Source organism: Desulfofundulus thermosubterraneus DSM 16057 (assembly GCF_900142025.1).
In the GTDB taxonomy this organism is placed as follows: domain Bacteria; phylum Bacillota; class Desulfotomaculia; order Desulfotomaculales; family Desulfovirgulaceae; genus Desulfofundulus; species Desulfofundulus thermosubterraneus.
Genome location: NZ_FQZM01000045.1, coordinates 1 through 22,488, shown reverse-complemented (window position 1 = coordinate 22,488; position 22,488 = coordinate 1). Strand labels below are relative to the sequence as shown.

Genomic DNA, 22,488 nt, shown 5'->3' with positions numbered 1-22,488 from the left:
CCTAACCCAACCTGACATTAGTATGGCCAACTCCCCCAAAAAAACAAGGACAGGGGAGATAGGTCACAACCATCTCCTCTGTCCTGGAACCTGAGAGTTTCATTTCCCGCTTACGGGAAACTTGCCCCGTCGGTGTTCCTTCCTGAGGGGAAGGAATCTCTCCAGAGGTCCGTCCTGCTGCTTTACCGGGCGAAGGATTAAAAAAGGTTAATCGCCCTTCAAGCAGCCATCATCCGGTTATTAATTTTTGCGCAAATGCTACTTGTATTTTGCAGTTTTGTTTCTACACGCAATTTGAATTTCCTCCCGGGCGGCAAAAGATTTTTAACCGCAACAGTTTTCAATCAAAAAGCGTTTTTTATGTGTTCCAGGAATTCCACCCGGCCGTTACGCCCGTATTTAATGGCCAGGACATCGAAACGCACCGGCCCCCGGTGTCCCCCGCTAGCCGCCAGGTAGTAGCGGGCCACCCGGCGCACTCTGGCCTGTTTTTCCCGGCCCACGCTTTCCTGGGGCAGGCCGAAATTGTCCGTTGCCTTGCTGCGCACCTCCACAAAGACCAGCGTAAGGCCGTCCAGGGCGATGATGTCCACTTCCCCATGGGGGCAGCGAAAATTACGCTTCACCAGGCGGTAGCCCTGCCCGGCCAGGTAGCGGACCGCCTCTTCTTCCCCCTTACGCCCCTGGTTTTTTCTTTGCAGGGTCACCGGCCTCCCCCCTTTAAGCCGGCACTAAATTAAATTTTTTTCCTGCAGGTATTCCATGAGCAGCCTGGCCGTGTTTCCGGTTATCTTCAGGCATTGGCGCAGGTGTTCCGGTGTATCAAATGGATGGGGGTTCAAGGCCCGGCAACAGGTTGCCCCGAACTTTTCCTCAAAGCGGTCGTGGAAGTCCCTGGCCAGCCCGTAGGCCCGGTGGCGATCCTGCCGGTGATCGGTACGCCCGCAAAGCAGGCCAAGAACCATGGTGGAAGCGGTCAGTGCCCCGCAGAGGCACCCCGCGTGTCCCAACCCGCCCCCAAAACCGGTGGCCAAACGGACGAGATCCCGTTCCACCTCCGGGACTACCAGTTCCCGGAAAGTCAAAAAAATAGATTCGGCACAGTTATAGCCCTCGCGGAAGTAGTTCCCCGCCCTGTTCCTTGCTTCCAGGGCCAGATCCTCAGCCATTTTCCACCACTCCGTTCTGGTTAATCACATTGTTGGTTTATTTCGCCAAACATTTTCTTATTCCTTTAAAAGCTGGTTAAATTGAAGCTTTCTTTCAGAACATAATCCGGGCCGTGGCCGGTGCCCGATTCCATGCCCTGCAGGGACGGTAAGAAAGCGGGGCGTTGAAACCCCGCTTCCGGTTTGTTGTGTACCTGCGGTCTATTCCTAAGGGAGGAAGAAGGAATGAGCCGCCGTGTTGACCACTTCCGACAGCGGTCCGGGATAAATGCCCAGCACCAGGGTGGCCACCATGGTGATGATCAGGGTCAGGGCCACCGGGCCGCTTAAAGATATGGGCGTATGATCAACCGGTTCGTCCCGGTACATGACCAGGGCCACCCGCAGGTAGTAGTAGACCGAGACCATACTCATGATCAGGCCGATGAAGGCCAGCCACAGGTAATTGTCCACAATGGTCTTGAAGAGATAGAATTTGCCCACAAAGCCCGCCAGGGGCGGAATGCCGGCCATGGAAAGCATGGAGATGACCATTACCGCAGCCATCAAGGGGGAGCGCTGGCTCAAGCCCGCATAATCCTTGATTTCGTCACTGCCGGTCACATTGTAGAAATAGGCGGCTACGGTAAAGGCACCGATGGTGGCAAAGACATACAGAAATGCGTAGAACATTACGCCCTTAATCCCGGCTTCACTGGCGGTAACCAGACCAACCAGGATGTAGCCTGCCTGGGCGATGCTGGAGTAGGCCAGCAGGCGCTTGATGTTGGTCTGGGGAATGGCCACCAGGTTGCCCACAATGATGGTGACGGCGGAAAGAATGGCCACCAGCATGGTCCAGTGGGCCCAGAGCCCCGGTAAGGCCGCGACAAACACCCGCAACAGGATGGCAAAGGAGGCCGCCTTGGAACCCACGGCCAGGAAGGAAGTCACCGGTGTCGGCGCCCCCTCGTACACGTCCGGCGTCCACATATGGAACGGCACGGCGGAAATCTTGAAGCCCAGGCCCGCCACCAGCATGGCCACGCCCAGGATCAGGGCGGGCACGGGCTCTGTGGTTACCGCCCGGCCCACTTCGGAGATGGCCACCGAGCCGGTTACACCGTAAACCAGGCTCAGACCGTACAGCAGTACCGCCGAGGACATCCCCGCCAGGAGGATGTATTTAATTCCGGCCTCCACCGACCTGGTTTCGGTACGGCGGAAGCACACCAGCACGACAAAGGCAATGGTCATGAGCTCCAGCCCCAGGTAAAGGGTCATGAAGTCTCCGGCCGAGGCCAGCACCATCATCCCCAGGGTGGCAAACAGCATCATGCTGTAATACTCGCTTTGATCGCCCATCTCGTCAACGTAACGCATACAGCCCAGGGTTACCAGAAAGGCCGCCGTGAGGAAGGTTACCTTGAAGAAGATGGCATACCGGTCCACGATAAAGATGCCTTCATAAAGGGAACCCTGATTGTTCCACCCGGCGATGGTCAACCCCAGCACTCCCAGCAGTCCCAGGGCCGTAACCCAGCCCAGGCCGTGACGGGAGCCTTTGGGAACGATTAATCCCAGGACCAGTACACCAAGACCCAGGATGGCCATGGCAATCTCAGGCGCCAACAACGAGAGATCCACATTCATCTAGAAACTCCCCCCTAACTGAAGCGCACCGCTGATCTCGGCCATCAGGGGCACGATGCCGCTATTGACCATATCGAAGAGCAGGAAGGGGAGCAGACCGCCCACCACCAGAACGGTACCCAGTACAGCGAGGGGTACCAGCTCGGGACCCCGGATGTCCTTCAAAGAGTCATACTCAGGACGGGGCGGCCCAAAAAGGGTGTTGGCACCGGCCCGCAAGGCATAAAGGGCGGTGATGATAATCCCGGCAATGGCCACCACGGCCAGGCCACCGTAAACCTTAAAGGAGGCCACAAAGATGGTAAACTCGGGTATAAAGCTCACCAGGCCGGGCAGACCCAGGGAAGCCATGGCCGCCAGCATGAAGGCCACGGCCAGGCGGGGCGTCTGCCTGGCCAGACCGCCCAGATCGGGAATCCAGCGGGTATGGGTTTTTTCGTAAATGAAACCGATGGTGGAGAAGAACAGTGCCGCCATGATGCCGTGGGCAAACATGTTGGCCACGGCGCCGTTTAAGCCAATGACGTTCAGGGAAGCCACGGCCAGGAGCACGTAACCCATGTGGCTCACGCTGGAGTAACCGACGATATACTTGAGGTCTTTCTGGGCCAGGGCCGCCATAGCCGCATAGGCCACGCCACATACACCCAGCACGGCAATCACCGGTGCCCAGAATTTAGCGCCCACCGGCAGAACATAAAGGGCGATCCGGATTAAACCGTAACCCCCGATCTTTTTCAGCACCCCGGCGTGAATCATACTCACCGCCGTGGGAGCGCCGGCGTAACCGTCGGGCGACCAGGAGTGGAAGGGCCACATGGAGAGCAGCGAACCAAAGCCAAAAAGCATCAGGGCAAAGAGCCATTTCTGGTCGAAATCGCTCAAACCCTGGGCGGCCTGGGCCAGGCCCGTGAAGCTCATGTCGGGTGCGCCGGTAACGGCTACAGTCTTCATAAACAGGGCGATCACGCCTACCAGCAGGAAGGCTGAACCAATCAAAAGGTAGATGGTCAACTTCATACCGGCGTATTCCTTGGTTACCCGCTTGGTGCTACCCCAGATGATCACCAGGATGTAGATGGGAATGACCACCACTTCGTAGAAGAGCAGGAAGATGAACAGGTCCTGGGCCACAAAGGTACCCATCACACCGGTGATCAAGAGGCACAGCAGGATGAAGAAGTCCCGCGGACGGTGATTGACATTCCAGGAGGCAAAAACCGCCGAAAAACCAATCAGGTTGGTCAGCAACAGCATGGGCAGGCTGATACCGTCCACGCCCAGGAAGAAAGTGACGCCCAGATCCTTAATCCAGGGCACCTGCTGCACAAACTGCAGGCCGCCCAGGGATTGGTCGTAGGCAAAGTACACGTACAGGGACAGGGCCATGGAAATGAAGGTTCCCGTGGCCGCGATACACTTGATGAGCATGTGCTCCTCCCGGGGAATAAAAGCCATGATCACCGCTGCCACCACGGGAGCAAGCAGGATGGTTAGTAAAACGGGGAAGCCTTCCATTTACTTCACACCCCCCACAATCAGGCTGGCAGCCGAAGGACCGGTAAAGGCCAGGAGAACGACCACGGCCAGCACACCCAGGAAAAACACCAGTGCGTAGTTCTGGAGCCGGCCGGTGTTGCTAACCCGCAGGCCTTCGCCAAACAGGCAGGTCAGTGCGCCCAGGCCGTTGACGATAACGCCGTCCACCACGTAGATATCGAACAGGTAGAACAGTTTGGCCGCACCGTCAATGATGGTGTGGTTGAACCAGAGGTAGATTTCATCAATATAGTACTTGTTGTACAGGATGGTATAGATGTGGTTGTAACGTTCGGCCAGCGCTTTTACCTTTGCCCTGGCCTTATCCACACAGTAGAGCTGGTAGGCCAGGTAAATACCGGCCGCGGCCAGCACGATGGAGCCAATCATGACCCAGTAGTTGGGCTCGCCGTGGTGCGGGTGTCCAAAGAAGATCCACTCGCTCCAGTAGGGCGCCCAGGGAGTCCCCACCAGGCCGCCAACGGTAGATAAAATGGCCAAGCCGATCAAAGGCAGGGTCATCACAGCAGGAGACTCGTGGGGATGGTTCTCCGGATTCTCGTCGCCGAAGAAGGTCAGGAAAATCAGACGCCACATGTAAAAGGCGGTCAGGAAAGCGGTAAAGGCAGCCATGACAAAGAGGACATAATGTCCGCTCTCCAGGGTCATGGCCAGGATTTCGTCCTTGCTCCAGAACCCGGCAAAGGGGGGAATACCGGCTATGGCCAGGCCACCAATGACAAAAGTCCAGCCGGTAATGGGCATTTTCTTGATCAGGCCGCCCATCTCCCACACATCTGCCTTGTGGTGCAGGGCATGCAGCACGCTGCCGGCGCCCAGGAACATGAGGGCTTTAAAGAAGGCGTGGGTCCACATGTGGAACAGACTGGCCGTCATGCTGCCTACCCCCAGGGCCAGCATCATATAACCAATCTGGCTCACCGTGGAGTAAGCCAGAATGCGCTTGATTTCCCGCTGGGTGACGGCAATGGTGGCGGCAAACAGGGCTGTAAAACCACCGGTGATGGCCACCAGTTCCATGGCGTTGGGCACTTCATGGAAGAGGAACATGGTCCGGGCCACCAGGTAGACACCGGCCACCACCATGGTAGCGGCGTGGATGAGGGCGCTGACCGGGGTGGGGCCTTCCATGGCATCCGGCAACCACACGTGCAGGGGAAACTGGCCCGACTTACCGATGGGCCCGATAAACACCAGCACGGCAATGAGGCTCAACACAGCGAGAGTGGTATACTGCTCAAAGTGGGCGATTTTTTCCGAAAGTTCCACCAGGTTCAAAGTGCCAAAAACGATTTGCAGCGACAAAAGCCCGAGCAACAAACCGAAGTCGGCAATACGGCAGGTAATGAAGGCCTTCTTGGCCGCCTCCCGAGCGGAAATCTTGTGGCTGTAAAAGCCAATCAACAGGTAGGAACAGAGACCGACCAGCTCCCACGCCACAAACATTTCCAGCAGGTTGCTGGAAATAGCCAGCAGGAGCATGGAGGCAGCAAACAGGGAAACATAGGAGAAGAACACCGAAAACCCGGGATCACCTTTCATGTAACCGATGGCGTAGATAAAGATCAGGGACGCCACCATGGAGACCATGAAAATCATCATGGCCGATACGGGATCCAGTTGCACCCCTACGTCTATCTGCAGGCCAGGCATGGAAAACCACCGCACGGCGTAAACCAGGGGCTCTTCCTTAAATGCCGGATTGGTAAACACGCCGTATGCCGCCAGGGCCGAAACGATAAAGGAACCCACTATTCCGGCCACGGCCACCAGGGCGCTGAGCATGGGCCAGGGCCTGGTGAAAAAGACGATGGCTAAAAAGGCCAGAGCAGGCAGCAGGGGCACCAGCCAGGCGTGGTGCATCGCAAATTCAACCATCTCGTTGAACACCCACCTTTCCTACCACTTAAGCCAGTCAAAGTCATCCAGGTTGACCGACACCCTGTTGCGGTAGATGGCGATGATGATGGCCAACCCAACCCCCACTTCGGCAGCAGCCACCGTGATTACGAAAATGGCAAAGAGCTGGCCCATGAAAAGGGTGGGGGTAATATACTTGCTGATGGCCACCAGGTTAATGTTCACGGCATTGAGCATCAACTCAATACAGATGAGCACTGCGATGGCATTCTTTTTGGCCAGCACGCCAAAGAGACCGATACCAAAAAGCAGCGCCGACAGCACCATGTAGTGGGTGAGGCTAATCGTTGCGAGCATCGGCTTTTACCTCCTTGGCCAGGAAAATGGCTCCCACCAGGGCCACCAGCAGGAGAATGGCAGCTACTTCAAAGGGAATGACGTACTTGCTCAACATAATTTCGGCTATGCTTTCCACGGTATTTTCCGGCACGGCCGCCGCCGGGCTCGCCCAAGGGGTAGTTGCGGCAAGATAACCGCAAACGGCCAGCACCAGGGCTACCACCCCTGCCGCGGCTTTGGTTTGGTTGTTAAACAGGTTGGTGCTTCCCATGTCGCCGCGCTGGATGAGCATGATACCGAAGACCACCATGATACACACCGCACCGGCATACACCAGTACCTGCACCGCGGCCAGAAAATCGGCGTCCAGGGTCAGGAACAGGCCGGCCATGGCCACAAAACATACCGCCAGCCAGAGCACTGAATGTACGATATTTTTTAGCAGAACCACCAGGAGAGCTGAGCCCAGGATAATGGCGGCCAGCAGGTAGAAAGCGGCAGTCATCCAAATGCCTTCCATATAATTAACCCTCCTCGCCAGGAGCCTTGCCGGCGGCCACTTCCGCCTTGGCGGTCTTGGCCCGGGCTCCCGCCGGACGTTCGGCAGCGGCTTCCGCCGGCTCCTCCTCGGGTAAAGCTTCAGGAGCAGGACGATCCACCAGCACCAGGCGCACCTTGTCCCGGAAGAACTGGTTCATGTTGATTACATGGCTGAACTTAAGAGCGTCTTTGTTGCATGACTCCACACACAACCCGCAGAACAGGCAATATTCGATCCGCATGACATACTTGGTCAGGTACTGCTTTTTGCCCACCTTCTCCTTGGTAATCTGAATTACCTTGTTGGGACAGGCGTTGGCACACAGGCCGCAGGCGATGCACTTATCCACATCCAGTTCAAAGCGACCGTGATAACGTTCAGGCAGGGGAACCTTTTCCTCCGGATATTGTACGGTAACCTTCCTGGTAAACAGTTCCTTCCAGGTGATGGCCAGGCCCTTTAATAGACCTTGTCCGAACATTCAATCACCACCCTATCGCCCGGTAGATGTACATACCCACACCGGTAACAAATATGTTGGCCAGGGAAAGCGGCACCAGTACTTTCCATCCAAACCCCATTAGCTGGTCAACCCGGATACGGGGGTAAGTCCAGCGGATCCACATGAAGATGAAGATCATGGCGTAGACCTTGATGAAGAACCAGAACCAGGAAGGCAGAAAAGTCCAACCAAAGGGGGCAAGCCAGCCACCCAGGAACATAATGGTGCACATGCAGGAAATGACCATCATGCTGCCGTATTCCGCCAGCATGTACATGGCATAGCCCATACCGCTGTATTCGGTATAGGGGCCGGCAATTATCTCCGACTCGCCTTCCACCAGGTCAAAGGGAGTACGGTTGACCTCGGATACCCCGGCAATGAAGTAAATCAGGAAGGCCAGGGGCTGTGCAAAAATAAACCACGTCCCGCGCTGGGCATTGACAATTTCGGTAATGCTCAGGGTGCCGGTGAGCATGATCACTCCCAGCAGGGAAAGCACCAGGGGCAGCTCGTAACTGACCATCTGGGCCACCACCCGCATGCCGCCCACCAGGGAGTATTTGTTGTTGGAGGACCAGCCGCCCATCCAGAAGATGATGGTGGAAAGGGAGGCAACGGCCAGCACGTAAAAAACGCCGATGTTCAGGTCAATGGGGGCCATGCCCTCTCCCCAGGGGATGACGGCAAAGGCCATCATCGGAGGAACAAACACAAGGACGGGAGCGGCCAGATAGACGATCTTATCCACCCGCCGCGGGATAATAATTTCCTTGGCCAGGAGTTTCACCACGTCTGCTACAGTCTGGAGCAGGCCTTTGGGTCCAACCCGGTTGGGTCCGATCCGGCACTGGATATAAGCGGCAACCTTCCGTTCCATGTACACCAGCCAGACGACGTTGAGGGAAACAAATATAATAACTGCCAGTAGCTTAACGACCATGACGATAAATTCACTGGCCAAGGGAGGCACACCGGCACCGGCCAGATAGGTTCGCAGGCCCGCGGCAATACCGGTAAAAATATTTTCACCCATGCCTCTTCTCCCCTAACTCCATTTTTTAGCAATCAACTTCGCCCAGAACTATATCTAGACTGCCCAGAATGGCTATGACGTCGGCAATCTTCCAACCTACCAGCAGTTCATCCAGATAGCCCAGGTTAATGAAGGAGGGCCGGCGGAAGTGCACCCGGTAGGGCTTGGGGCTACCGTCGCTGACCACATAGCAACCCAGGATGCCCTTGGAGCTTTCGATTTCCGCATAGGCCTCCCCGGCGGGGGGTTTGATCACTTTGGGTATTTTGGCCATAATAGGACCTTCGGGCAGGCCCTCCACCGCCTGCTGGATAATGCGGGCCGACTGGCGGATTTCTTTAATCCGGCAGACGAAGCGGTCAAAGCAGTCCCCGTTTTTCCCCACCGGTACCTCAAAATCAAAGCGGTCGTATACGCCGTAGGGGCGTACCTTGCGCAGGTCGTAGGGAATACCGCTGCCCCTTAAAACAGGACCGCTCAGGCTGTAATTGATACCCATCTCGGGGGTGATGATCCCGACGTATTTTGTTCGGGCCTGGAAGATCTCGTTGCCCGTAATCAGGCCGTCGTATTCGTCGCACAGGGACGGCAGATCTTTTAAGAATTTTTGCAAGGGCGGGAAAAACTCGGGGGGCAGATCATCGGCTACGCCACCAATACGGAAATAGCTGAAAGTCATGCGGGAACCGGAAACCATCTCCAGGAGGTCCAGCACCCGCTCCCGGTCCCGGAAGCAATAAAGAAACCCGGTGAACCCGCCGATGTCCACGCTGTAGGTGCCCACAGCTACCAAGTGGCTGGCAATGCGGGAAAGCTCACCCACAATGACCCGGATATACTCAGCCCTCTCGGGAACTTCGACACCCATCAGCTTTTCCACCGCCGCCACATAACCCCAGTTCATGAGCATCGAAGCCAGGTAGTCCATGCGGTCGGTGTAGGGAATTACCTGGGTGTAGGTCCGGGCTTCCGCCAGCTTTTCAATACCCCGGTGCAGGTAGCCGGGAACGGAAGTGGCCTTCACCACCACCTCGCCGTCCAGCTCCAGGATGATCCGGAAAACACCGTGGGTACTGGGATGCTGGGGACCCATGTTGAGCACGTATGTTTGTGTTTTCATTTACACACCTCCCGAAAATCGTGGAAGGCTACTCCCTGCCACCTTCCCATTGGAAATCCTTGCGCAAGGGGTGGCCCTTGAAGCTGTCGTCCAGGAGGATGCGGGTGGGATGGCCGGGATAACCCGTGAAGTTGATCCCCATCAAATCGTATACCTCCCGTTCCTGCCATTTGGCCCCACCCCAGAGCGGGCAAAGGGAAGGTGCGGCAGGATTTTCCTTGTCCTCCAGCTTCACCTTGACCATCAGGGTGTAATTGTGCTTCAAGGAAACCAGGTTGTAAACAATCTCAAAGCGGTCCGGGTAATCAGCTGCCGTAAGGTTGGTCAGAAAATCAAATGCATAGTCGGGGTTCTCCCTTAATTCGGTCATCACGGGGATGAGATCGGCAGTGGAAACAAGGAGCACCCCTTCCCCGGCGACCTCGAGGGCGGGAAATTTTTCCTTCAGCGCTTCCAGCAGCTGTACAGGCGGTTCATAACTAGCCACGGGGCAGTGTCACCACCTTTGGATTCTTGATTTTGTCCCGCAGCATCAAAAAACCTTCGATGACTGCCTCGGGCCGGGGAGGGCAGCCGGGTACGTAAACATCCACCGGCAAAAGCTTATCCACCCCGGGAACGACGTAATAGGAGTCAACAAAGGGTCCCCCGGAAATGGCACAGCTGCCTACGGCAATAACCCACTTGGGCTCGCTCATCTGCTCATAGAGCCGCACCACAAAGGGGGCTGCCTTTTTGGTCACCGTACCCGCCACAATCATCACATCTGCCTGCCGCGGAGTCCCGCGCATCACCTCGTATCCGAAGCGGGAGAGATCAAAGCGCGAAGCGTTGGTAGCCATCAGGGCCTCAATGGCGCAACAGGCCAGGCCGAAGCCCAGCGGCCACAGGGAATGGGCCCGGGCAATATTCAGGAGCTTTTCCAAAGGGGCTATATGAACCAATCGCTTGACCTCACCGACAACTGCCGGGTCCTTTGTCAGTTTTTCCACCGGGTGGTTATCCTTGGTCACTTCCATTCTAACGCTCCTTCCTTCCAGGCATACCAGAGGCCCACAATTAAAATGAAGAGGAAGATGATCATCTCAATAAAAGCAAACAACCCCAGGCTCTGGAATTTTACGGCCCACGGATAGAGGTAAATTGTTTCCACGTCGAAAATGACAAAAAGCAAAGCGTAGAGGAAATAGCTTGTCTTGAACTGCACCCAGGTGGGGCCAATGGTGTCCACGCCGCACTCGTAGGGCTCATATTTTTGCCCCTGGTAACGACGCGGGTGAATCAAATAACTGGTTACTATAGCTCCGCCACCAACAAGCAGCCCACCGATGAGAAATAACAGAACCCCCGTCCATTCCGAAAGCACCCTTATCTCCCCCCTTTCCCAGTAGATTCACTCCATATCAAACCGGGCTGTTTCATTGCCCGGTAAACAATGACTTGTGAATTCTGTAACTCCCGGGCGCAGGGAACTTAATCCGCCCGCAGTAACTACCGCACTCCCCGGAAGCTGGGCCGGTGCAAAGGGCACGGCCCCCAGCGGACCAGAGCCTGCCGGTGGGCGGAAGTGGGATAGCCCTTGTGGCGGTCAAAGCCGTACTGCGGGTAGAGATGGTGGCAAACCTGCATGAGCTGGTCCCTGGTGACCTTGGCCAGAATAGATGCCGCGGCAATGGAGGCACAGGAGGCGTCCCCGTCCACCAGGGCCCGCTGGGGCAAAGATAAATTCAGGGGAAAACGGCCATCTACGAGCAAGAACTGCGGCGCCACCGCCAAACTCCGTACTGCCCGGCGCATGGCCAAAAGGGAGGCATAATGGATGTTTAATAGCTCTATCTCGTTTACAGTGGAAATACCGATGGCCCAATCCAGAGCCACCTGCTTAATCCGGTGAGCCAGGTCCTCCCTCCGCCCGGGGGAAATCTTCTTGGAGTCGTTTAGCCCGGGGAGGAACACCCGGCCAGGTAGAATCACGGCCGCCGCCACCACCGGGCCGGCCAGGGGGCCCCGCCCGGCTTCATCCACCCCGGCCACCAGGGAATAACCCTGGCGCAAAAGCTCTTCTTCGTAGCGGAACCAGTTGTCCAGGTTGTCCAAAGAAAGTCAGGCCTTTCTTTAACTATAGCTATTTTCATTCCACACAATATATAAGTAAGTTTTTCGCGGTTTAGACACAAATCCCTCCCCGGGGAGAAGATTTTTTGCTGCCTTTTTTTCATTATCCAGGCGGGACATCCAGTGTAAACCGCCCCAGGCGGCCTTCCCGGAACTCCTTTAACAGGTGAACGGCGGCCCGGTGGCTGTCCACGACACCTCCCGGTCCCACCAATCCCCTTTTGGCACCAATCAGCTCCAGCACCCGGTGACCTTGATCCGGAGGATCCTCCAGACGGTAGCGCTCCTTTAAAGAAGCGGGATATGATTGCAGCAGCCAATCCGCCAGCCAGGCGGCAACCTCCTCTACATCGAAAACCTCTTCCTTAACCGCACCGGTGGCGGCCAATTTCAACCCTACCCGGGGGTCGTCAAATTTGGGCCAGAGCACCCCGGGGGTATCCAGCAATTCCACCTCCCTGGCGAGGCGGATCCACTGCGCCCCCCTGGTAACGCCGGGGCGGTTACCCGTCCGGGTAACCCGGGAGCCCGCCAGGGCGTTAATAAAAAAGGATTTGCCCACGTTGGGTATACCCACCACCATACAGCGGGGATGAGGGGGTCGCCTGCCGCGGGCAACCAGGGAAGCTATCTTATCTTCCACCATGCGCCTCACCAGCACGGGAACTTCCGCCACACCTTTTTTGCGGGTGGAGTCCACCGCCAGGGCCGGCATACCACAGCCACGAAACCAGTCCAGCCAGAGGCGGGTAAAATGCGGGTCGGCCAGGTCCTCCTTATTCAAAACCACCAGGTGGGGTTTTCCGCCCACGATTTTACCGATGAGCGGGTTGCGGCTGCTGGCCGGAATCCGGGCATCCAATAGTTCAATGACCACATCCACCAGTTTCAGGTTTTCCTGAACCAGCCGCTTTGCCCTGGCCATATGGCCGGGGTACCACTGAATGGACATATCCTATCACCGGACGTAAAGTAACAGTAAGCCATAATTTATACTTAACGGTTTACAGCTTTTACCTCATAGTTATTTATTGGATTTGTGGGCAAATTAAACCCTCTTAGTGTAACAAACCGATACGCTCGAGGGGCCAGTAAACCAGGATTGCTTTTCCAACAATATTCTGCCGGGGAAGGGGACCCCAAACCCGGCTGTCATCGCTGTTGTTGCGGTTGTCCCCCAGCATTAAATAATAGCCGGGAGGAACCTGCACGGGACCAAAATCGGCAAAATGGATGTCCTGGGGCAAATAATCTTCGGTTACCAGGCGCCCGTTAATATAAAGGTGGTTGTTGCGCAGGGCCACCGTTTCTCCGGGCAAACCAATGAGCCGTTTGACAAAATCCCGGCTGGGGTCCAAAGGGTACTTGAAGACCACAATATCACCGCGCTGGGGCTCGCCAAAACGGTAGGCCAGCTTGCTGACAATGATGCGGTCTCCTATTTGCAGGGTCGGCTCCATGGAACCCGACGGTATATAAAAGGGAGCTAAAATAAAAAGCCTGATTACGGCAGCCAGAAGAACAGCTACAACTACCGACTCAAGAATTTCCCCGAAAGTGGATTTTTTGCCTTCCGGTTGCCGGGCTGTTTCGGCCAAATTCGTCTCGCGTTCCACATCCTCCATTGCTCGCTTCCCTCCCAGCAGGCGTAAAAGCCAAAAAGGGACTGTCGCGGCAGTCCCCTGGGTGAATAACAACTATCTTCTGTCCCGAATACGGGCGGCCTTGCCCCGCAGCTGACGCAGATAATAAAGCCTGGCCCGGCGAACATGGCCCCGCCGTACCACCTCGATGCTTTCAATCCTCGGAGAATGCAGGGGAAAAGTCCTCTCTACTCCCACTCCGTAGGAAACCCGGCGTACGGTAAAGGTTTCGCTCAGGCCGCCGCCACGGCGACGGATAACTACCCCTTCAAACACCTGAATCCGTTCCCGGTTTCCTTCCACCACCTTCACATGCACCCTTACGGTGTCCCCGGGACGGAAATCGGGAATATCCGTTTTCATTTGCTCCTGTTCCAGGGATTGAATCAGGTTCATTTAACGCCCCCCTTTCCTGCTGGATGACGGTCATATGATCAAGTCCAACACCGGACCGTCCGTAAATCAACAAAATAAATTATAGCACAGCGATTACCAGCAAAGCAAGGCATTACTGAATCAGGTGAATCAGGCTTTTTATTTCTTCCAAAACCGAGGCCAGGATTTTCCTGTCTTCCTCGGTCAGGGAGGCCCTGGCTAGCAAGTCAGGACGGCTGGCCAGGGTGCGCAGCAAAGACTGGCGCCGTCGCCAGAGGCGGATTTTTTCGTGATGACCACTTAAAAGCACTTCCGGTACTCTGTAGCCCCGGTATTCCCTGGGCCTGGTGTAGTGGGGATATTCCAGCAGGCCGTCACTGAAGGACTCTTCCTGTGCCGAGGCTCTTTCCCCGAGCACCCCGGGAATCAAGCGGCATACGGCATCCACCACCACCATGGCCGGCAGCTCCCCGCCGGTGAGCACATAATCGCCAATGGAGATCTCGTCCGTGACCAGGTGTTCCGCCACCCGCTCGTCAATGCCCTCGTAATGACCACAGATGAGGACCAGGTGTTCCTCCCGGGCCAGTTCCGCCGCCACCTCCTGGTTGAAGGGGCGGCCGGCCGGACACAGCAAAATAACCCTGCCGGGATCTCCCTGCCGGGTACGGATCCAGTCCATAGCCTCAAACAGGGGTTCCGCGGCCATCACCATGCCCGCCCCACCCCCGTAAGGGGTGTCATCCACGGTACGGTGTTTATTCCGGGAAAAATCCCTGATGTTGATGAGGTTGATTTTTACAAGTCCCTTCTCCCGGGCCCTTTTAATAATACTGGCGTCAAAGGGACCGGCAAACATTTCCGGGAAAAGGGTTAATATATCCACCACCATTTTTAGTTCACCCGCTAGTCCCGCAAGCCCGGAGGCAGGTCCACCACCATGCGCTTCCGGTCCAGATCAATATTCCGGACCACGCTTTTCAATGCCGGTATCAGCAGGGGGCGTTTGCCCTCCTTCTGCACCACATAGACATCATTGGCACCGGTGGTTAATACATCGGTAACCTTTCCTAACCATTCCCCCTCCGGGGTGTACACATCCAGATCGATAATCTCGAAAATGTAATACGTATCTTCCGGAAGGTCAACCAGCTGTTCCGTGGTTACCTGCAAGAAGGCCCCTTTCAGGGCCACGGCCGCATTCATGTCCGGCACTTCCCTGAACTTGAGGATAATAAAGCCTTTATGACGCCAGGTTTTCTCAATGTGATAGGTTTTTCTTTCCCCGTTGTGGTAAATAAACACCTGATCCATTTGTTCAAAGCGCTCGGGAAAATCGGTGAGGGGAAGAACCCGCACTTCCCCCCGGTGACCCTGGGTGGCGAGGATCTTGCCGATGTTAATGTAATCAACCATCAAGGGCATTCCCTCCGGTTGGCCGGATGTCTATGACCACACCATCCTGCAGGACGACCTCCATCCCGGTAGTTTCCTGAAAGTTATCTCCGACTTTTAATTCCACCAGACTCTGGAGTTGCCCGTGAACTACCTCTTCCCCCGGATTCAGCCGGGCTACCTCCTTTAGTTTATCCAACAGTTTCTGCCGGGCTTCCAACCGGCGGGCACGTTCTTGTTCAATTTGCTTACGGGCGGCAGGTACACCCTGGGGATTTTGTTTTTCCAGCTCGGCCACCACGCGCCGGGCCTGCAATTCCAGATGCTGCATCTGCACATCGATCTGGCGGATGGCTTGCTGGATACCAGTGCTTAATTTTTGTTTGTATCCTTCGGTAACTTTAACCTTAACCAAAACGGGACAAATTATAGTCAATTTATGCATAAGTTTATCGCCTCACCGACAGGCAAAAACGCATGTATATACAGGGGAGGGTAAAGATTCCCTCCCCTATACTATCTCCACGGTTACTTTTTTGCGCTGCCTGGCGGCCGCAGCCTTGGCCACGGTGCGGATGGCCTTGGCAATACGGCCCTGTTTGCCAATTACCTTGCCCATGTCTTCCGGGGCTACCTTAAGTTCAATCAGGCAGGATTTATCCTTTTCAATCATATTAACGATAACTTTATCCGGTTGATCCACCAGGGCCTTGGCCAGGATCTCCACTACATCCTTCATAACACATTAGACCTCCCTAAACTACTGGCTCTCCCCGGCGGGCTTATTTAACAACCCGGCTTTCTGGAACAACGCCCGGGCGGTATCGGTAAGCTGGGCACCGTTTTTGAGCCATTTCAGTGCCCTGGCTTCGTCAATCCTAATTTCAGCCGGATCCTTCAAGGGATCGTAATACCCCAATTCTTCCACAAACCGGCCGTCCCGGGGGGAACGGGAATCCGCCACCACAATACGGTAGAAGGGATTTTTCTTGGCCCCCATCCTTCTCAACCTGATCTTAACGGCCACAGGTACTTCACCTGGTTCAAAAAACTTAACAATTCCTGATACATTGTATCATTCCTTGTTAAGCGGCCTCCCCATGACCAGGTTTTCGCTCCTTTCCGGATTGGATTTGCCCGCCCCTGGGAGCGGGCTGTAGCGACAGAGAGACCTCGGCCCGGGAGTCTCACCCGGTGCGCCCACGGAACGGTTATCCGTTCCCGTACCCCAGGCCCGCAGGTTGACTGGAGCAGAGGCGGCGTGCTCGCCGCCGCAGACGCCGCTCTGTTAGAGCGCCTACCGGTTTTAACGATACCGGCTAAACGCGGTCGCCTACTCGGCCCGGCACTCAACACCCGGGTTAAGAATACCTAGAAGTTGGGTGTTGCGATGAGTGTTGAGTGCCGGGTGCCTTTCGGGTCATCCCTTTTCCTTCCCCAGGTAATGCCGCTGCTGTCCCGGTCATCGGCTTACCGCCTCGGGCTACTCCTCTGAGCACTCGCGGCATCTTAACCATTTTTGCATTTGTTATGCTTTGTTAATATTTGTTGGTTTATCGGTAACTGCTGCGCACCTCCTTGAATGGGATATATCTTAAAATAAGGGGTTATCTTTACCCAGGAATAAGTTTCTGGGCAGCTTGCCCCCTTTTTTGCCTCCCTTGCCCATTTCGGCCAGCTGGCGCATCATCTTGCGCGTCTGTTCAAACTGTTTTAAAACGCTGTTAACCTTCTGCACCGTAGTTCCGCTGCCCCGGGCAATGCGCCGGCGGCGGCTGCCGTTGATCTCGTGGGGATGGGCCCGTTCCCAGGGAGTCATGGATTTGATAATGGCTTCCACATAAACCAGTTCCCTGTCGTCAATATCCCCCAGTTCTTTTAGTTTCTTCATATTGCCCAACCCGGGGATCATGCTGATGATCTGCTGGATGGGCCCCAGCTTCTTCACTTCCTGGAGCTGCTCCAGGAAATCATCCAGAGTAAAATCGGCACTGCGGATCTTTTTATTCAGCCGGGCAACCTGTTCGGCGTCAAAATTGGCCTGGGCCTTTTCAATGAGGGTTAGTACATCCCCCATGCCCAGGATCCGGTCGGCCATGCGATCGGGGTGGAAAGGTTCCAGGGCATCCAGCTTTTCACCCACCCCTACAAATTTAATGGGGCAGCTGGTAACGGCCTTGATGGACAGGGCTGCCCCACCCCGGGTGTCACCATCAAGTTTGGTAAGCACCACCCCGTCCAGTCCCAGCCGTTTATTGAAAGTCTCGGCTATATTAACCGCCACCTGGCCGGTCATGGCATCCACCACCAGCAAAATCTCGTGGGGACGCACGGCAGCTTTGAGGGCCTCCAGCTCGGCCATCATCTCTTCATTTATTTCCAACCGTCCGGCCGTATCAATGATCACCAGGTCCCGGCCCTGTTTTACGGCATGTTCCACGGCCGCCCGGGCAATATCCACCGGGGTATGCCGGTCCCCCATGGAAAATACAGGAATGCCCAGTTGCTCCCCCAGCACCTGCAATTGTTTGATGGCCGCCGGGCGGTAGACGTCGCCCGCCACCAACATGGGTCGGCGCCCCTGCTTGCGCATCAGGTTGGCCAGTTTGGCCGCCGTGGTGGTTTTCCCCGCCCCGTGCAACCCCACCATCATCACCACGGTGGGCGGCTTGGGGGCCAGGTTGAGCTTGCTCTGGGTCCCCCCCATCAAACCGGCCAGCTCATCCCGCACAATTTTAATAACCTGCTGCGCCGGGGTTAAACTGGACAGGACATCCTGACCCACCGCCCGCTCCTTAACCCGGGCCACAAAAGTTTTTACCACCTGGAAATTCACGTCGGCGGCCAGAAGAGCGCGGCGCACTTCTTTCATAGCCTCGTCCACATCGGCCTCCGTAAGCCGGCCCTTACTTTTTAACTTGCGGAAGGTTTCCTGCAACTTTTCAGCCAGGCCTGCAAATATCATAACCTCACCCCATTACAGCCCGCAGGATTTCCCGTACCCGCGATAGAGTTTCCTCGTTCATCGAACAATTTTCATCCAGCAACGACAGGGCTTCGCCCAGCCGGCGCCGCTGCTCCATAAATTTGGCCACCAGGCCCAGTTTTTCCTCATACCGGGTGAGAATGTGCTCCGCCCTTTTCAGTACATCGTGAACTGCCTGGCGACTGACACCAAATTGTTCGGCAATCTCGCCCAGGGAAAGATCATGGGCGTAGTAAAGCTCCACAAACTTTTGCTGACGCTGGGTCAACAGCTGCCCGTAAAAATCATAAAGGAGGTTCATCCAGGCCAGCTTCTCCATGCCCCGTCCTCCTGCTGACCCCAGCTGAAAAACTGGAGTAAAGCCTATAAAGGATAGACACTTTACACTAAATTTTAGCGAATCCCCACGGCCCTGTCAAGCGGAATGCATTTGACAGCAATCCCCAGCGGTGATAATATGGCTGTATATGACGTGCAACAATTTTCCGCTAATTATTCAGTGAACCCGGTTGGATGCGGCGCTGTCACGCGCCGACAGCGCCGCATCCTCCTCATAACGGTTTTACTGGATATTTACTTTTATTTAATATAACCGGTGAGAGGTGAAGATAATTGACGAAAAACACCAAACCTGTAGCGGGCCAACCCGCGGGACTTTTGGATCTCCAGGAGGCCCTCTCCCTGGACAGGACACAGGTTAAGGATTTCCATAAAAAGTACCTCAACGCCGGCCTGGCCACCATGCTGGAACTGCTAAGCTTTGACAGGCTGTTTGTGCGGGCGCAGGGCATTTCGGTGTGGGACAGCCAGGGCCGGGAATACCTCGATTTTTTGGGCGGCTATGGTGCCCTGAACCTGGGACACAACCACCCCAAAGTACTGGCCGCCCTGCAGCGGGTCCAGGCATTGCCCAACATTCTCCAGGCTTCCCTGGGGATTCTTGCCGCCGCCCTGGCCCACAATCTTGCCCTGATAACCCCCGGCAAGCTGCAACGCTCCTTTCTTTGCAACAGCGGAGCGGAAGCCGTGGAAGGAGCAATCAAACTGGCCCGGGCGGCTACGGGCCGTAGCGGCGTCATCTACTGCCAGGGTTCCTTCCACGGGAAAACCATGGGGGCTCTTTCAGTCACCGGACGGGAAAAATATCAAAAACCCTTTGTCCCCCTCTTACCCCGGTGCCGGGCCATACCCTTCGGTGATTTACAGGCCCTGGAAAGTGCCCTCCAGTCCCGGGAAGCCGCGGCCTTTATTGTAGAACCAATTCAAGGGGAAGGCGGAATCATCCTGCCTCCGCCGGGTTACCTGAGAAAAGCCCGGGAGCTTTGCCGGCGTTACGGCACCCTTTTCATTGCCGATGAAGTGCAGACCGGCTTTGGCCGCACGGGTTACATGTTTGCCTGCGAGGCGGAAAATGTGGAGCCGGACATCATGTGCCTGGCCAAATCCCTGGGCGGCGGAATGATGCCCGTGGGGGCCTACATCACCACGGACGAAATCTGGAAAAAAGCCTACGGCGGGATGGAAAAGGCCCTCTTACATACTTCTACCTTCGGGGGCAATGCTATGGCCTGCGCCGCAGCCCTGACCGCTATCCAGGTCATTTACGAGGAAAACTTGGTGGAACAGGCCCGGGAAAAGGGCGCTTATTTCCTGGCCCGGCTTAAAGAACTGCAGGAACGCTTCCCCCTGCTGAAAGAGGTACGGGGACGGGGCCTGATGATCGGCCTGGAATTCAATCAACCCGGCGGCCTGGCCTCAAAGGTCACTTTCGGGCTGGCCACCAGGCTGGCTGAAGAATATACGGGCAGTCTGGTTGCCGGGGAACTTTTAAATAACTACGGTATTATTACTGCCTATACTCTGAACAACCCCAATGTGATCCGCCTGGAGCCCCCCCTTTGCGTCACCCGGGAGCAAATCGACCGGGTGGTAACCGCCCTGGAGGAGATCTTCAAAAGACACCGGGGCTTTATGAGCATGGCCACTTCCGGAGTAAAAACCATCTTCAAATCCCTCACTCAAAAAGAGTAGGTTGGCCACCACACAGCCGGGCTTTGAAAAAAAGAGCCCGGCTTTTTAACGCGCCGGGCACACAACATTTGTAGTGGGATGATAAGCCCTCGAAGGGAGGTATCCGGCATGAAGAAGGGCCAGCTCCATGCCGGAACAGCCAAGGAGATTTATCCCCTGGCCATTAGGCCTGGGGAAGGTTAAAGCTCTGCCAAGGGAGCTTAACCTCGTTAGAAACTCGAAAGCACAGAACTGGTATTCTTAACGGGATTGGCCCAAAGGGCCAATCCCTTCTTAATCCCACTTCCCACATCCCACTTCTCAAAGCAGCGGCGGGAGGGTCAGGGCCGGATGCCCCTTCTCCTCCAGGAAGGGCAGGATCTCTTCGCCGCTGGTACCCACGGTTTCATCGGCAATCTTATCCACAAAGTCCTTGCCCAGGCCGGCTGCTTCGGCGGCTTCTTCCAGTTGCGGCCGCAGCTGGTCTTTCAGTGCCTTGGGCATCCACACCACCCGGGCTAGGCCGCCGTCGGCCGGGACAAACTTGCGGGATGCCAGGTAGCTCTTACTGATACCCATGAACCCGGGCATCTGGGCACCGCCGCCAATGGTGCCGGCCATGGTGGAGAAGGTCATCCCCGAGGGGGTCATGCCGCCGTGTTCCCGGTTGACCACCATAAAGCCGTTACACTCCGGCACCATGGCCAGGATGCATTCGAAGCAGCCGCAGGAAGTCATGGGATATTCCATGATGGTATAGAAGTTGACCACCTCGATGGTCCGCTGGGAGTTGGCGTGAACAAATTCGTTGACCGACTTCCACTGTCCTTTGACCGGATCTATGAGCCCCTCCAGCTTGATGGGCTGGTTTGGCCCGTGGGGGTTGATTTCATAGGAAGCCTTGGCGTCCAGCCAGCTCACCGCACCGCACAGGCCCGTCCGTTCGGGAGGAACAATGCACACGTGGGTGGGGGCGAAGGACTGGCAGAGGGTGCAGGAATAGAAGGTGTCGACCGTTTCATCCCGCAGTTCTTTGAGCCGGTCGTCCCGTTTCTTGTAGTACTGCCGGGCCAGTTCCCGCATCTCCAGAACCTTTTGCTCGTCGGTGTAAATGGTTACCTGCACCCGGTCCACCACCGCGGCAAATTCCGACTTGAACTTGGCGTAGAGGATATTGCCCAGGTGCTTTAAGCGGAAGCCTTTTTCAAAAGCCCCCTTGCTTATGCGCACCCACATGATATCCCGCTGGGCCACGTGCCACAGGCCTTCCCCGTAGTTGGTGAAGTAGTGGATGCGCCGTTCCAGCACGGGCTCAAAATCTTCCTGCATCTTACGCCCGTAAACATCCACGATGATGCCCAGGGGCATGGCGCTTCCCGGTTGTGCGGTGTCGATGTCGGGACCAATAACCTCCACCTTGCCGTCTTCCACTTCGTCCGGGCCGACCATGCGCACCAGTTCGAAGCTGGGCGTCCTGGTGCCGCCGAATTCCACATACATGTCCTTCTTGCGGATGGACTCACCCTCGAAAGCCGGGCCGACGGTGATGGGTGCATCAATGTCTATGCTGGTAATCTTGATTTCGCGCAGCTCCATGCCCAGCTGGATGGCTTTTTCCAGGTCCGGCTCGTAGATAAACCAGTCTTTTATTTGCTTGTCTTCAGGCAAGGGCTGGTCGGTGATAATGGGAATGCCGATGTTGATTGCCCCCATGCAGGCGGCCGTCTTGACCATGTCGTGCTCGCCCAGGTAGAGCACGAAAGCACGGATCCGCCGGCGCTGGTAGTCCCTCTGGGCATCCCTTAAACCCGGCTTGATACCGCCGAACATCATGCCGGCCCGCAGGGCGTAGTTGGCGCAGTGGACCACCTGAGTGAAGTTGCCCAGGGGGTAGGCAATCAGGTCCACACCCAGTTTTACCCCTTCCTCCAGCAGTTGTTCGATAACCTCGTCACAGAGGAAAAGCATGAAGCCCATGCCCATCAACTTGTTGACCACCCGGGCCAGTTCTTTGGGGTCCCTGGCCCGACCCAGAATCAGGACTTCGCCGGGGATAGTCCAGTCCACCATCTTGGTGCCGTACTGGCGTACCACCGGGTCGCCGATAAAGCCGGTCCAGGGTGGAACGTGCAGGGGGTTTTCCGGGCTATATTGGAGGTAGCGAATGGCCTCGATAATGTCCGCCGCGTACCAGGTGGCTTCGCC

General features: G+C 56.1%; 26 protein-coding genes and 1 riboswitch. Of the genes, 1 reads left to right on the top strand and 25 read right to left on the bottom strand.

Annotation, left to right across the window (positions count from 1 at the left end; translation table 11 throughout):
- Nucleotides 1-68 precede the first annotated feature (68 nt).
- Nucleotides 69-175: riboswitch (glycine riboswitch) on the bottom strand.
- A 169-nt stretch (nucleotides 176-344) separates the two neighbouring features.
- The 24 genes from BUA65_RS14760 to ylxM all read right to left on the bottom strand — a co-directional run bounded on the left by BUA65_RS14760 (nucleotide 345) and on the right by ylxM (nucleotide 18,592).
- Nucleotides 345-707: a YraN family protein gene (locus tag BUA65_RS14760; RefSeq protein ID WP_072870823.1), complete on the bottom strand. Its 363-nt coding sequence runs from the start codon at nucleotides 705-707 to the stop codon at nucleotides 345-347.
- Nucleotides 708-731: 24 nt separating this feature from the next.
- Nucleotides 732-1,169, bottom strand: coding sequence for a C-GCAxxG-C-C family (seleno)protein (locus tag BUA65_RS14755; RefSeq protein WP_072870821.1), 438 nt, complete (start codon nucleotides 1,167-1,169; stop codon nucleotides 732-734).
- Between the two features lie 207 nt (nucleotides 1,170-1,376).
- Nucleotides 1,377-2,801 (bottom strand): NADH-quinone oxidoreductase subunit N, encoded by a 1,425-nt coding sequence (locus BUA65_RS14750; RefSeq protein ID WP_072870819.1) that lies wholly within the window; start codon nucleotides 2,799-2,801, stop codon nucleotides 1,377-1,379.
- Entirely contained in the window at nucleotides 2,802-4,319 is a 1,518-nt protein-coding gene (locus BUA65_RS14745) for a complex I subunit 4 family protein (RefSeq protein ID WP_072870817.1), read from the bottom strand. It abuts the gene before it with no gap.
- Entirely contained in the window at nucleotides 4,320-6,239 is a 1,920-nt protein-coding gene (nuoL, locus tag BUA65_RS14740) for an NADH-quinone oxidoreductase subunit L (RefSeq protein WP_072870816.1), read from the bottom strand.
- A 21-nt stretch (nucleotides 6,240-6,260) separates the two neighbouring features.
- Nucleotides 6,261-6,578, bottom strand: coding sequence for an NADH-quinone oxidoreductase subunit NuoK (gene nuoK / locus BUA65_RS14735; protein WP_072870814.1), 318 nt, complete (start codon nucleotides 6,576-6,578; stop codon nucleotides 6,261-6,263).
- Nucleotides 6,562-7,080, bottom strand: coding sequence for an NADH-quinone oxidoreductase subunit J family protein (locus BUA65_RS14730; RefSeq protein ID WP_072870813.1), 519 nt, complete (start codon nucleotides 7,078-7,080; stop codon nucleotides 6,562-6,564). The genes nuoK and BUA65_RS14730 overlap by 17 nt, the downstream gene beginning before the upstream one ends.
- Nucleotides 7,081-7,084: 4 nt before the next feature.
- On the bottom strand, nucleotides 7,085-7,582 hold the full coding sequence (locus tag BUA65_RS14725) for a NuoI/complex I 23 kDa subunit family protein (protein WP_072870811.1): 498 nt from the start codon (nucleotides 7,580-7,582) through the stop codon (nucleotides 7,085-7,087).
- A gap of 4 nt (nucleotides 7,583-7,586) precedes the next feature.
- Complete coding sequence (gene nuoH, locus BUA65_RS14720; RefSeq protein WP_072870809.1) at nucleotides 7,587-8,639, bottom strand: NADH-quinone oxidoreductase subunit NuoH; 1,053 nt, start codon at nucleotides 8,637-8,639, stop codon at nucleotides 7,587-7,589.
- A gap of 25 nt (nucleotides 8,640-8,664) precedes the next feature.
- Complete coding sequence (locus BUA65_RS14715; protein ID WP_013823190.1) at nucleotides 8,665-9,759, bottom strand: NADH-quinone oxidoreductase subunit D; 1,095 nt, start codon at nucleotides 9,757-9,759, stop codon at nucleotides 8,665-8,667.
- Nucleotides 9,760-9,787: 28 nt separating this feature from the next.
- Nucleotides 9,788-10,246: an NADH-quinone oxidoreductase subunit C gene (locus BUA65_RS14710; protein WP_072870808.1), complete on the bottom strand. Its 459-nt coding sequence runs from the start codon at nucleotides 10,244-10,246 to the stop codon at nucleotides 9,788-9,790.
- On the bottom strand, nucleotides 10,239-10,778 hold the full coding sequence (locus BUA65_RS14705; RefSeq protein ID WP_114281514.1) for an NADH-quinone oxidoreductase subunit B: 540 nt from the start codon (nucleotides 10,776-10,778) through the stop codon (nucleotides 10,239-10,241). The genes BUA65_RS14710 and BUA65_RS14705 overlap by 8 nt, the downstream gene beginning before the upstream one ends.
- Complete coding sequence (locus tag BUA65_RS14700) at nucleotides 10,769-11,125, bottom strand: NADH-quinone oxidoreductase subunit A (RefSeq protein WP_013823193.1); 357 nt, start codon at nucleotides 11,123-11,125, stop codon at nucleotides 10,769-10,771. The genes BUA65_RS14705 and BUA65_RS14700 overlap by 10 nt, the downstream gene beginning before the upstream one ends.
- A 125-nt stretch (nucleotides 11,126-11,250) precedes the next feature.
- Complete coding sequence (rnhB, locus tag BUA65_RS14695) at nucleotides 11,251-11,856, bottom strand: ribonuclease HII (protein WP_072870804.1); 606 nt, start codon at nucleotides 11,854-11,856, stop codon at nucleotides 11,251-11,253.
- A gap of 121 nt (nucleotides 11,857-11,977) precedes the next feature.
- A complete protein-coding gene (gene ylqF, locus BUA65_RS14690; RefSeq protein ID WP_072870803.1) occupies nucleotides 11,978-12,826 on the bottom strand; it encodes a ribosome biogenesis GTPase YlqF in 849 nt (282 codons plus the stop codon).
- 106 nt (nucleotides 12,827-12,932) lie between these two features.
- Nucleotides 12,933-13,499 (bottom strand): signal peptidase I, encoded by a 567-nt coding sequence (lepB, locus tag BUA65_RS14685; protein ID WP_072870801.1) that lies wholly within the window; start codon nucleotides 13,497-13,499, stop codon nucleotides 12,933-12,935.
- 72 nt (nucleotides 13,500-13,571) lie between these two features.
- Nucleotides 13,572-13,913: a 50S ribosomal protein L19 gene (rplS, locus tag BUA65_RS14680; RefSeq protein WP_072870799.1), complete on the bottom strand. Its 342-nt coding sequence runs from the start codon at nucleotides 13,911-13,913 to the stop codon at nucleotides 13,572-13,574.
- A gap of 112 nt (nucleotides 13,914-14,025) precedes the next feature.
- The gene (trmD, locus tag BUA65_RS14675) at nucleotides 14,026-14,784 is read right to left on the bottom strand and encodes a tRNA (guanosine(37)-N1)-methyltransferase TrmD (protein ID WP_072870797.1); all 759 of its coding nucleotides are present in this window, start codon (nucleotides 14,782-14,784) and stop codon (nucleotides 14,026-14,028) included.
- Nucleotides 14,785-14,798: 14 nt separating this feature from the next.
- Nucleotides 14,799-15,308, bottom strand: coding sequence for a ribosome maturation factor RimM (gene rimM / locus BUA65_RS14670; RefSeq protein WP_072870833.1), 510 nt, complete (start codon nucleotides 15,306-15,308; stop codon nucleotides 14,799-14,801).
- A complete protein-coding gene (locus BUA65_RS14665; protein WP_072870796.1) occupies nucleotides 15,301-15,732 on the bottom strand; it encodes a YlqD family protein in 432 nt (143 codons plus the stop codon). Before BUA65_RS14665 ends, rimM begins: the two co-directional genes overlap by 8 nt.
- A gap of 66 nt (nucleotides 15,733-15,798) precedes the next feature.
- Nucleotides 15,799-16,026, bottom strand: coding sequence for a KH domain-containing protein (locus tag BUA65_RS14660; protein WP_072870794.1), 228 nt, complete (start codon nucleotides 16,024-16,026; stop codon nucleotides 15,799-15,801).
- A gap of 21 nt (nucleotides 16,027-16,047) precedes the next feature.
- Complete coding sequence (gene rpsP, locus BUA65_RS14655) at nucleotides 16,048-16,314, bottom strand: 30S ribosomal protein S16 (protein ID WP_072870793.1); 267 nt, start codon at nucleotides 16,312-16,314, stop codon at nucleotides 16,048-16,050.
- Nucleotides 16,315-16,881: 567 nt separating this feature from the next.
- Nucleotides 16,882-18,252, bottom strand: coding sequence for a signal recognition particle protein (ffh, locus tag BUA65_RS14650; RefSeq protein ID WP_207543910.1), 1,371 nt, complete (start codon nucleotides 18,250-18,252; stop codon nucleotides 16,882-16,884).
- A gap of 4 nt (nucleotides 18,253-18,256) precedes the next feature.
- A complete protein-coding gene (gene ylxM, locus BUA65_RS14645; RefSeq protein ID WP_072870791.1) occupies nucleotides 18,257-18,592 on the bottom strand; it encodes a YlxM family DNA-binding protein in 336 nt (111 codons plus the stop codon).
- Between the two features lie 293 nt (nucleotides 18,593-18,885).
- Here ylxM and BUA65_RS14640 point away from each other — a divergent pair, with 293 nt between their 5' ends.
- Entirely contained in the window at nucleotides 18,886-20,304 is a 1,419-nt protein-coding gene (locus tag BUA65_RS14640) for an aspartate aminotransferase family protein (RefSeq protein WP_072870790.1), read from the top strand.
- A gap of 300 nt (nucleotides 20,305-20,604) precedes the next feature.
- Here the strand turns inward: BUA65_RS14640 and acsB are convergent.
- Nucleotides 20,605-22,488 (bottom strand): acetyl-CoA decarbonylase/synthase complex subunit alpha/beta (gene acsB, locus BUA65_RS14635; protein ID WP_072870788.1); only part of this gene is annotated, 1,884 nt, incomplete at its 5' end.

Coding starts and splice junctions, on each gene's coding strand:
- rimM (WP_072870833.1), bottom strand. CDS start 15,308: ATGGTTGATTACATTAACATCGGCAAGATCCTCGCCACCCAGGGTCAC.
- nuoL (WP_072870816.1), bottom strand. CDS start 6,239: ATGGTTGAATTTGCGATGCACCACGCCTGGCTGGTGCCCCTGCTGCCT.
- ffh (WP_207543910.1), bottom strand. CDS start 18,252: ATGATATTTGCAGGCCTGGCTGAAAAGTTGCAGGAAACCTTCCGCAAG.
- nuoH (WP_072870809.1), bottom strand. CDS start 8,639: ATGGGTGAAAATATTTTTACCGGTATTGCCGCGGGCCTGCGAACCTAT.
- BUA65_RS14725 (WP_072870811.1), bottom strand. CDS start 7,582: ATGTTCGGACAAGGTCTATTAAAGGGCCTGGCCATCACCTGGAAGGAA.
- nuoK (WP_072870814.1), bottom strand. CDS start 6,578: ATGCTCGCAACGATTAGCCTCACCCACTACATGGTGCTGTCGGCGCTG.
- BUA65_RS14750 (WP_072870819.1), bottom strand. CDS start 2,801: ATGAATGTGGATCTCTCGTTGTTGGCGCCTGAGATTGCCATGGCCATC.
- ylxM (WP_072870791.1), bottom strand. CDS start 18,592: ATGGAGAAGCTGGCCTGGATGAACCTCCTTTATGATTTTTACGGGCAG.
- BUA65_RS14715 (WP_013823190.1), bottom strand. CDS start 9,759: ATGAAAACACAAACATACGTGCTCAACATGGGTCCCCAGCATCCCAGT.
- BUA65_RS14745 (WP_072870817.1), bottom strand. CDS start 4,319: ATGGAAGGCTTCCCCGTTTTACTAACCATCCTGCTTGCTCCCGTGGTG.
- trmD (WP_072870797.1), bottom strand. CDS start 14,784: ATGGTGGTGGATATATTAACCCTTTTCCCGGAAATGTTTGCCGGTCCC.
- ylqF (WP_072870803.1), bottom strand. CDS start 12,826: ATGTCCATTCAGTGGTACCCCGGCCATATGGCCAGGGCAAAGCGGCTG.
- BUA65_RS14755 (WP_072870821.1), bottom strand. CDS start 1,169: ATGGCTGAGGATCTGGCCCTGGAAGCAAGGAACAGGGCGGGGAACTAC.
- BUA65_RS14705 (WP_114281514.1), bottom strand. CDS start 10,778: ATGGAAGTGACCAAGGATAACCACCCGGTGGAAAAACTGACAAAGGAC.
- lepB (WP_072870801.1), bottom strand. CDS start 13,499: ATGGAGGATGTGGAACGCGAGACGAATTTGGCCGAAACAGCCCGGCAA.
- BUA65_RS14660 (WP_072870794.1), bottom strand. CDS start 16,026: ATGAAGGATGTAGTGGAGATCCTGGCCAAGGCCCTGGTGGATCAACCG.
- BUA65_RS14665 (WP_072870796.1), bottom strand. CDS start 15,732: ATGCATAAATTGACTATAATTTGTCCCGTTTTGGTTAAGGTTAAAGTT.
- BUA65_RS14730 (WP_072870813.1), bottom strand. CDS start 7,080: ATGGAAGGCATTTGGATGACTGCCGCTTTCTACCTGCTGGCCGCCATT.
- rplS (WP_072870799.1), bottom strand. CDS start 13,913: ATGAACCTGATTCAATCCCTGGAACAGGAGCAAATGAAAACGGATATT.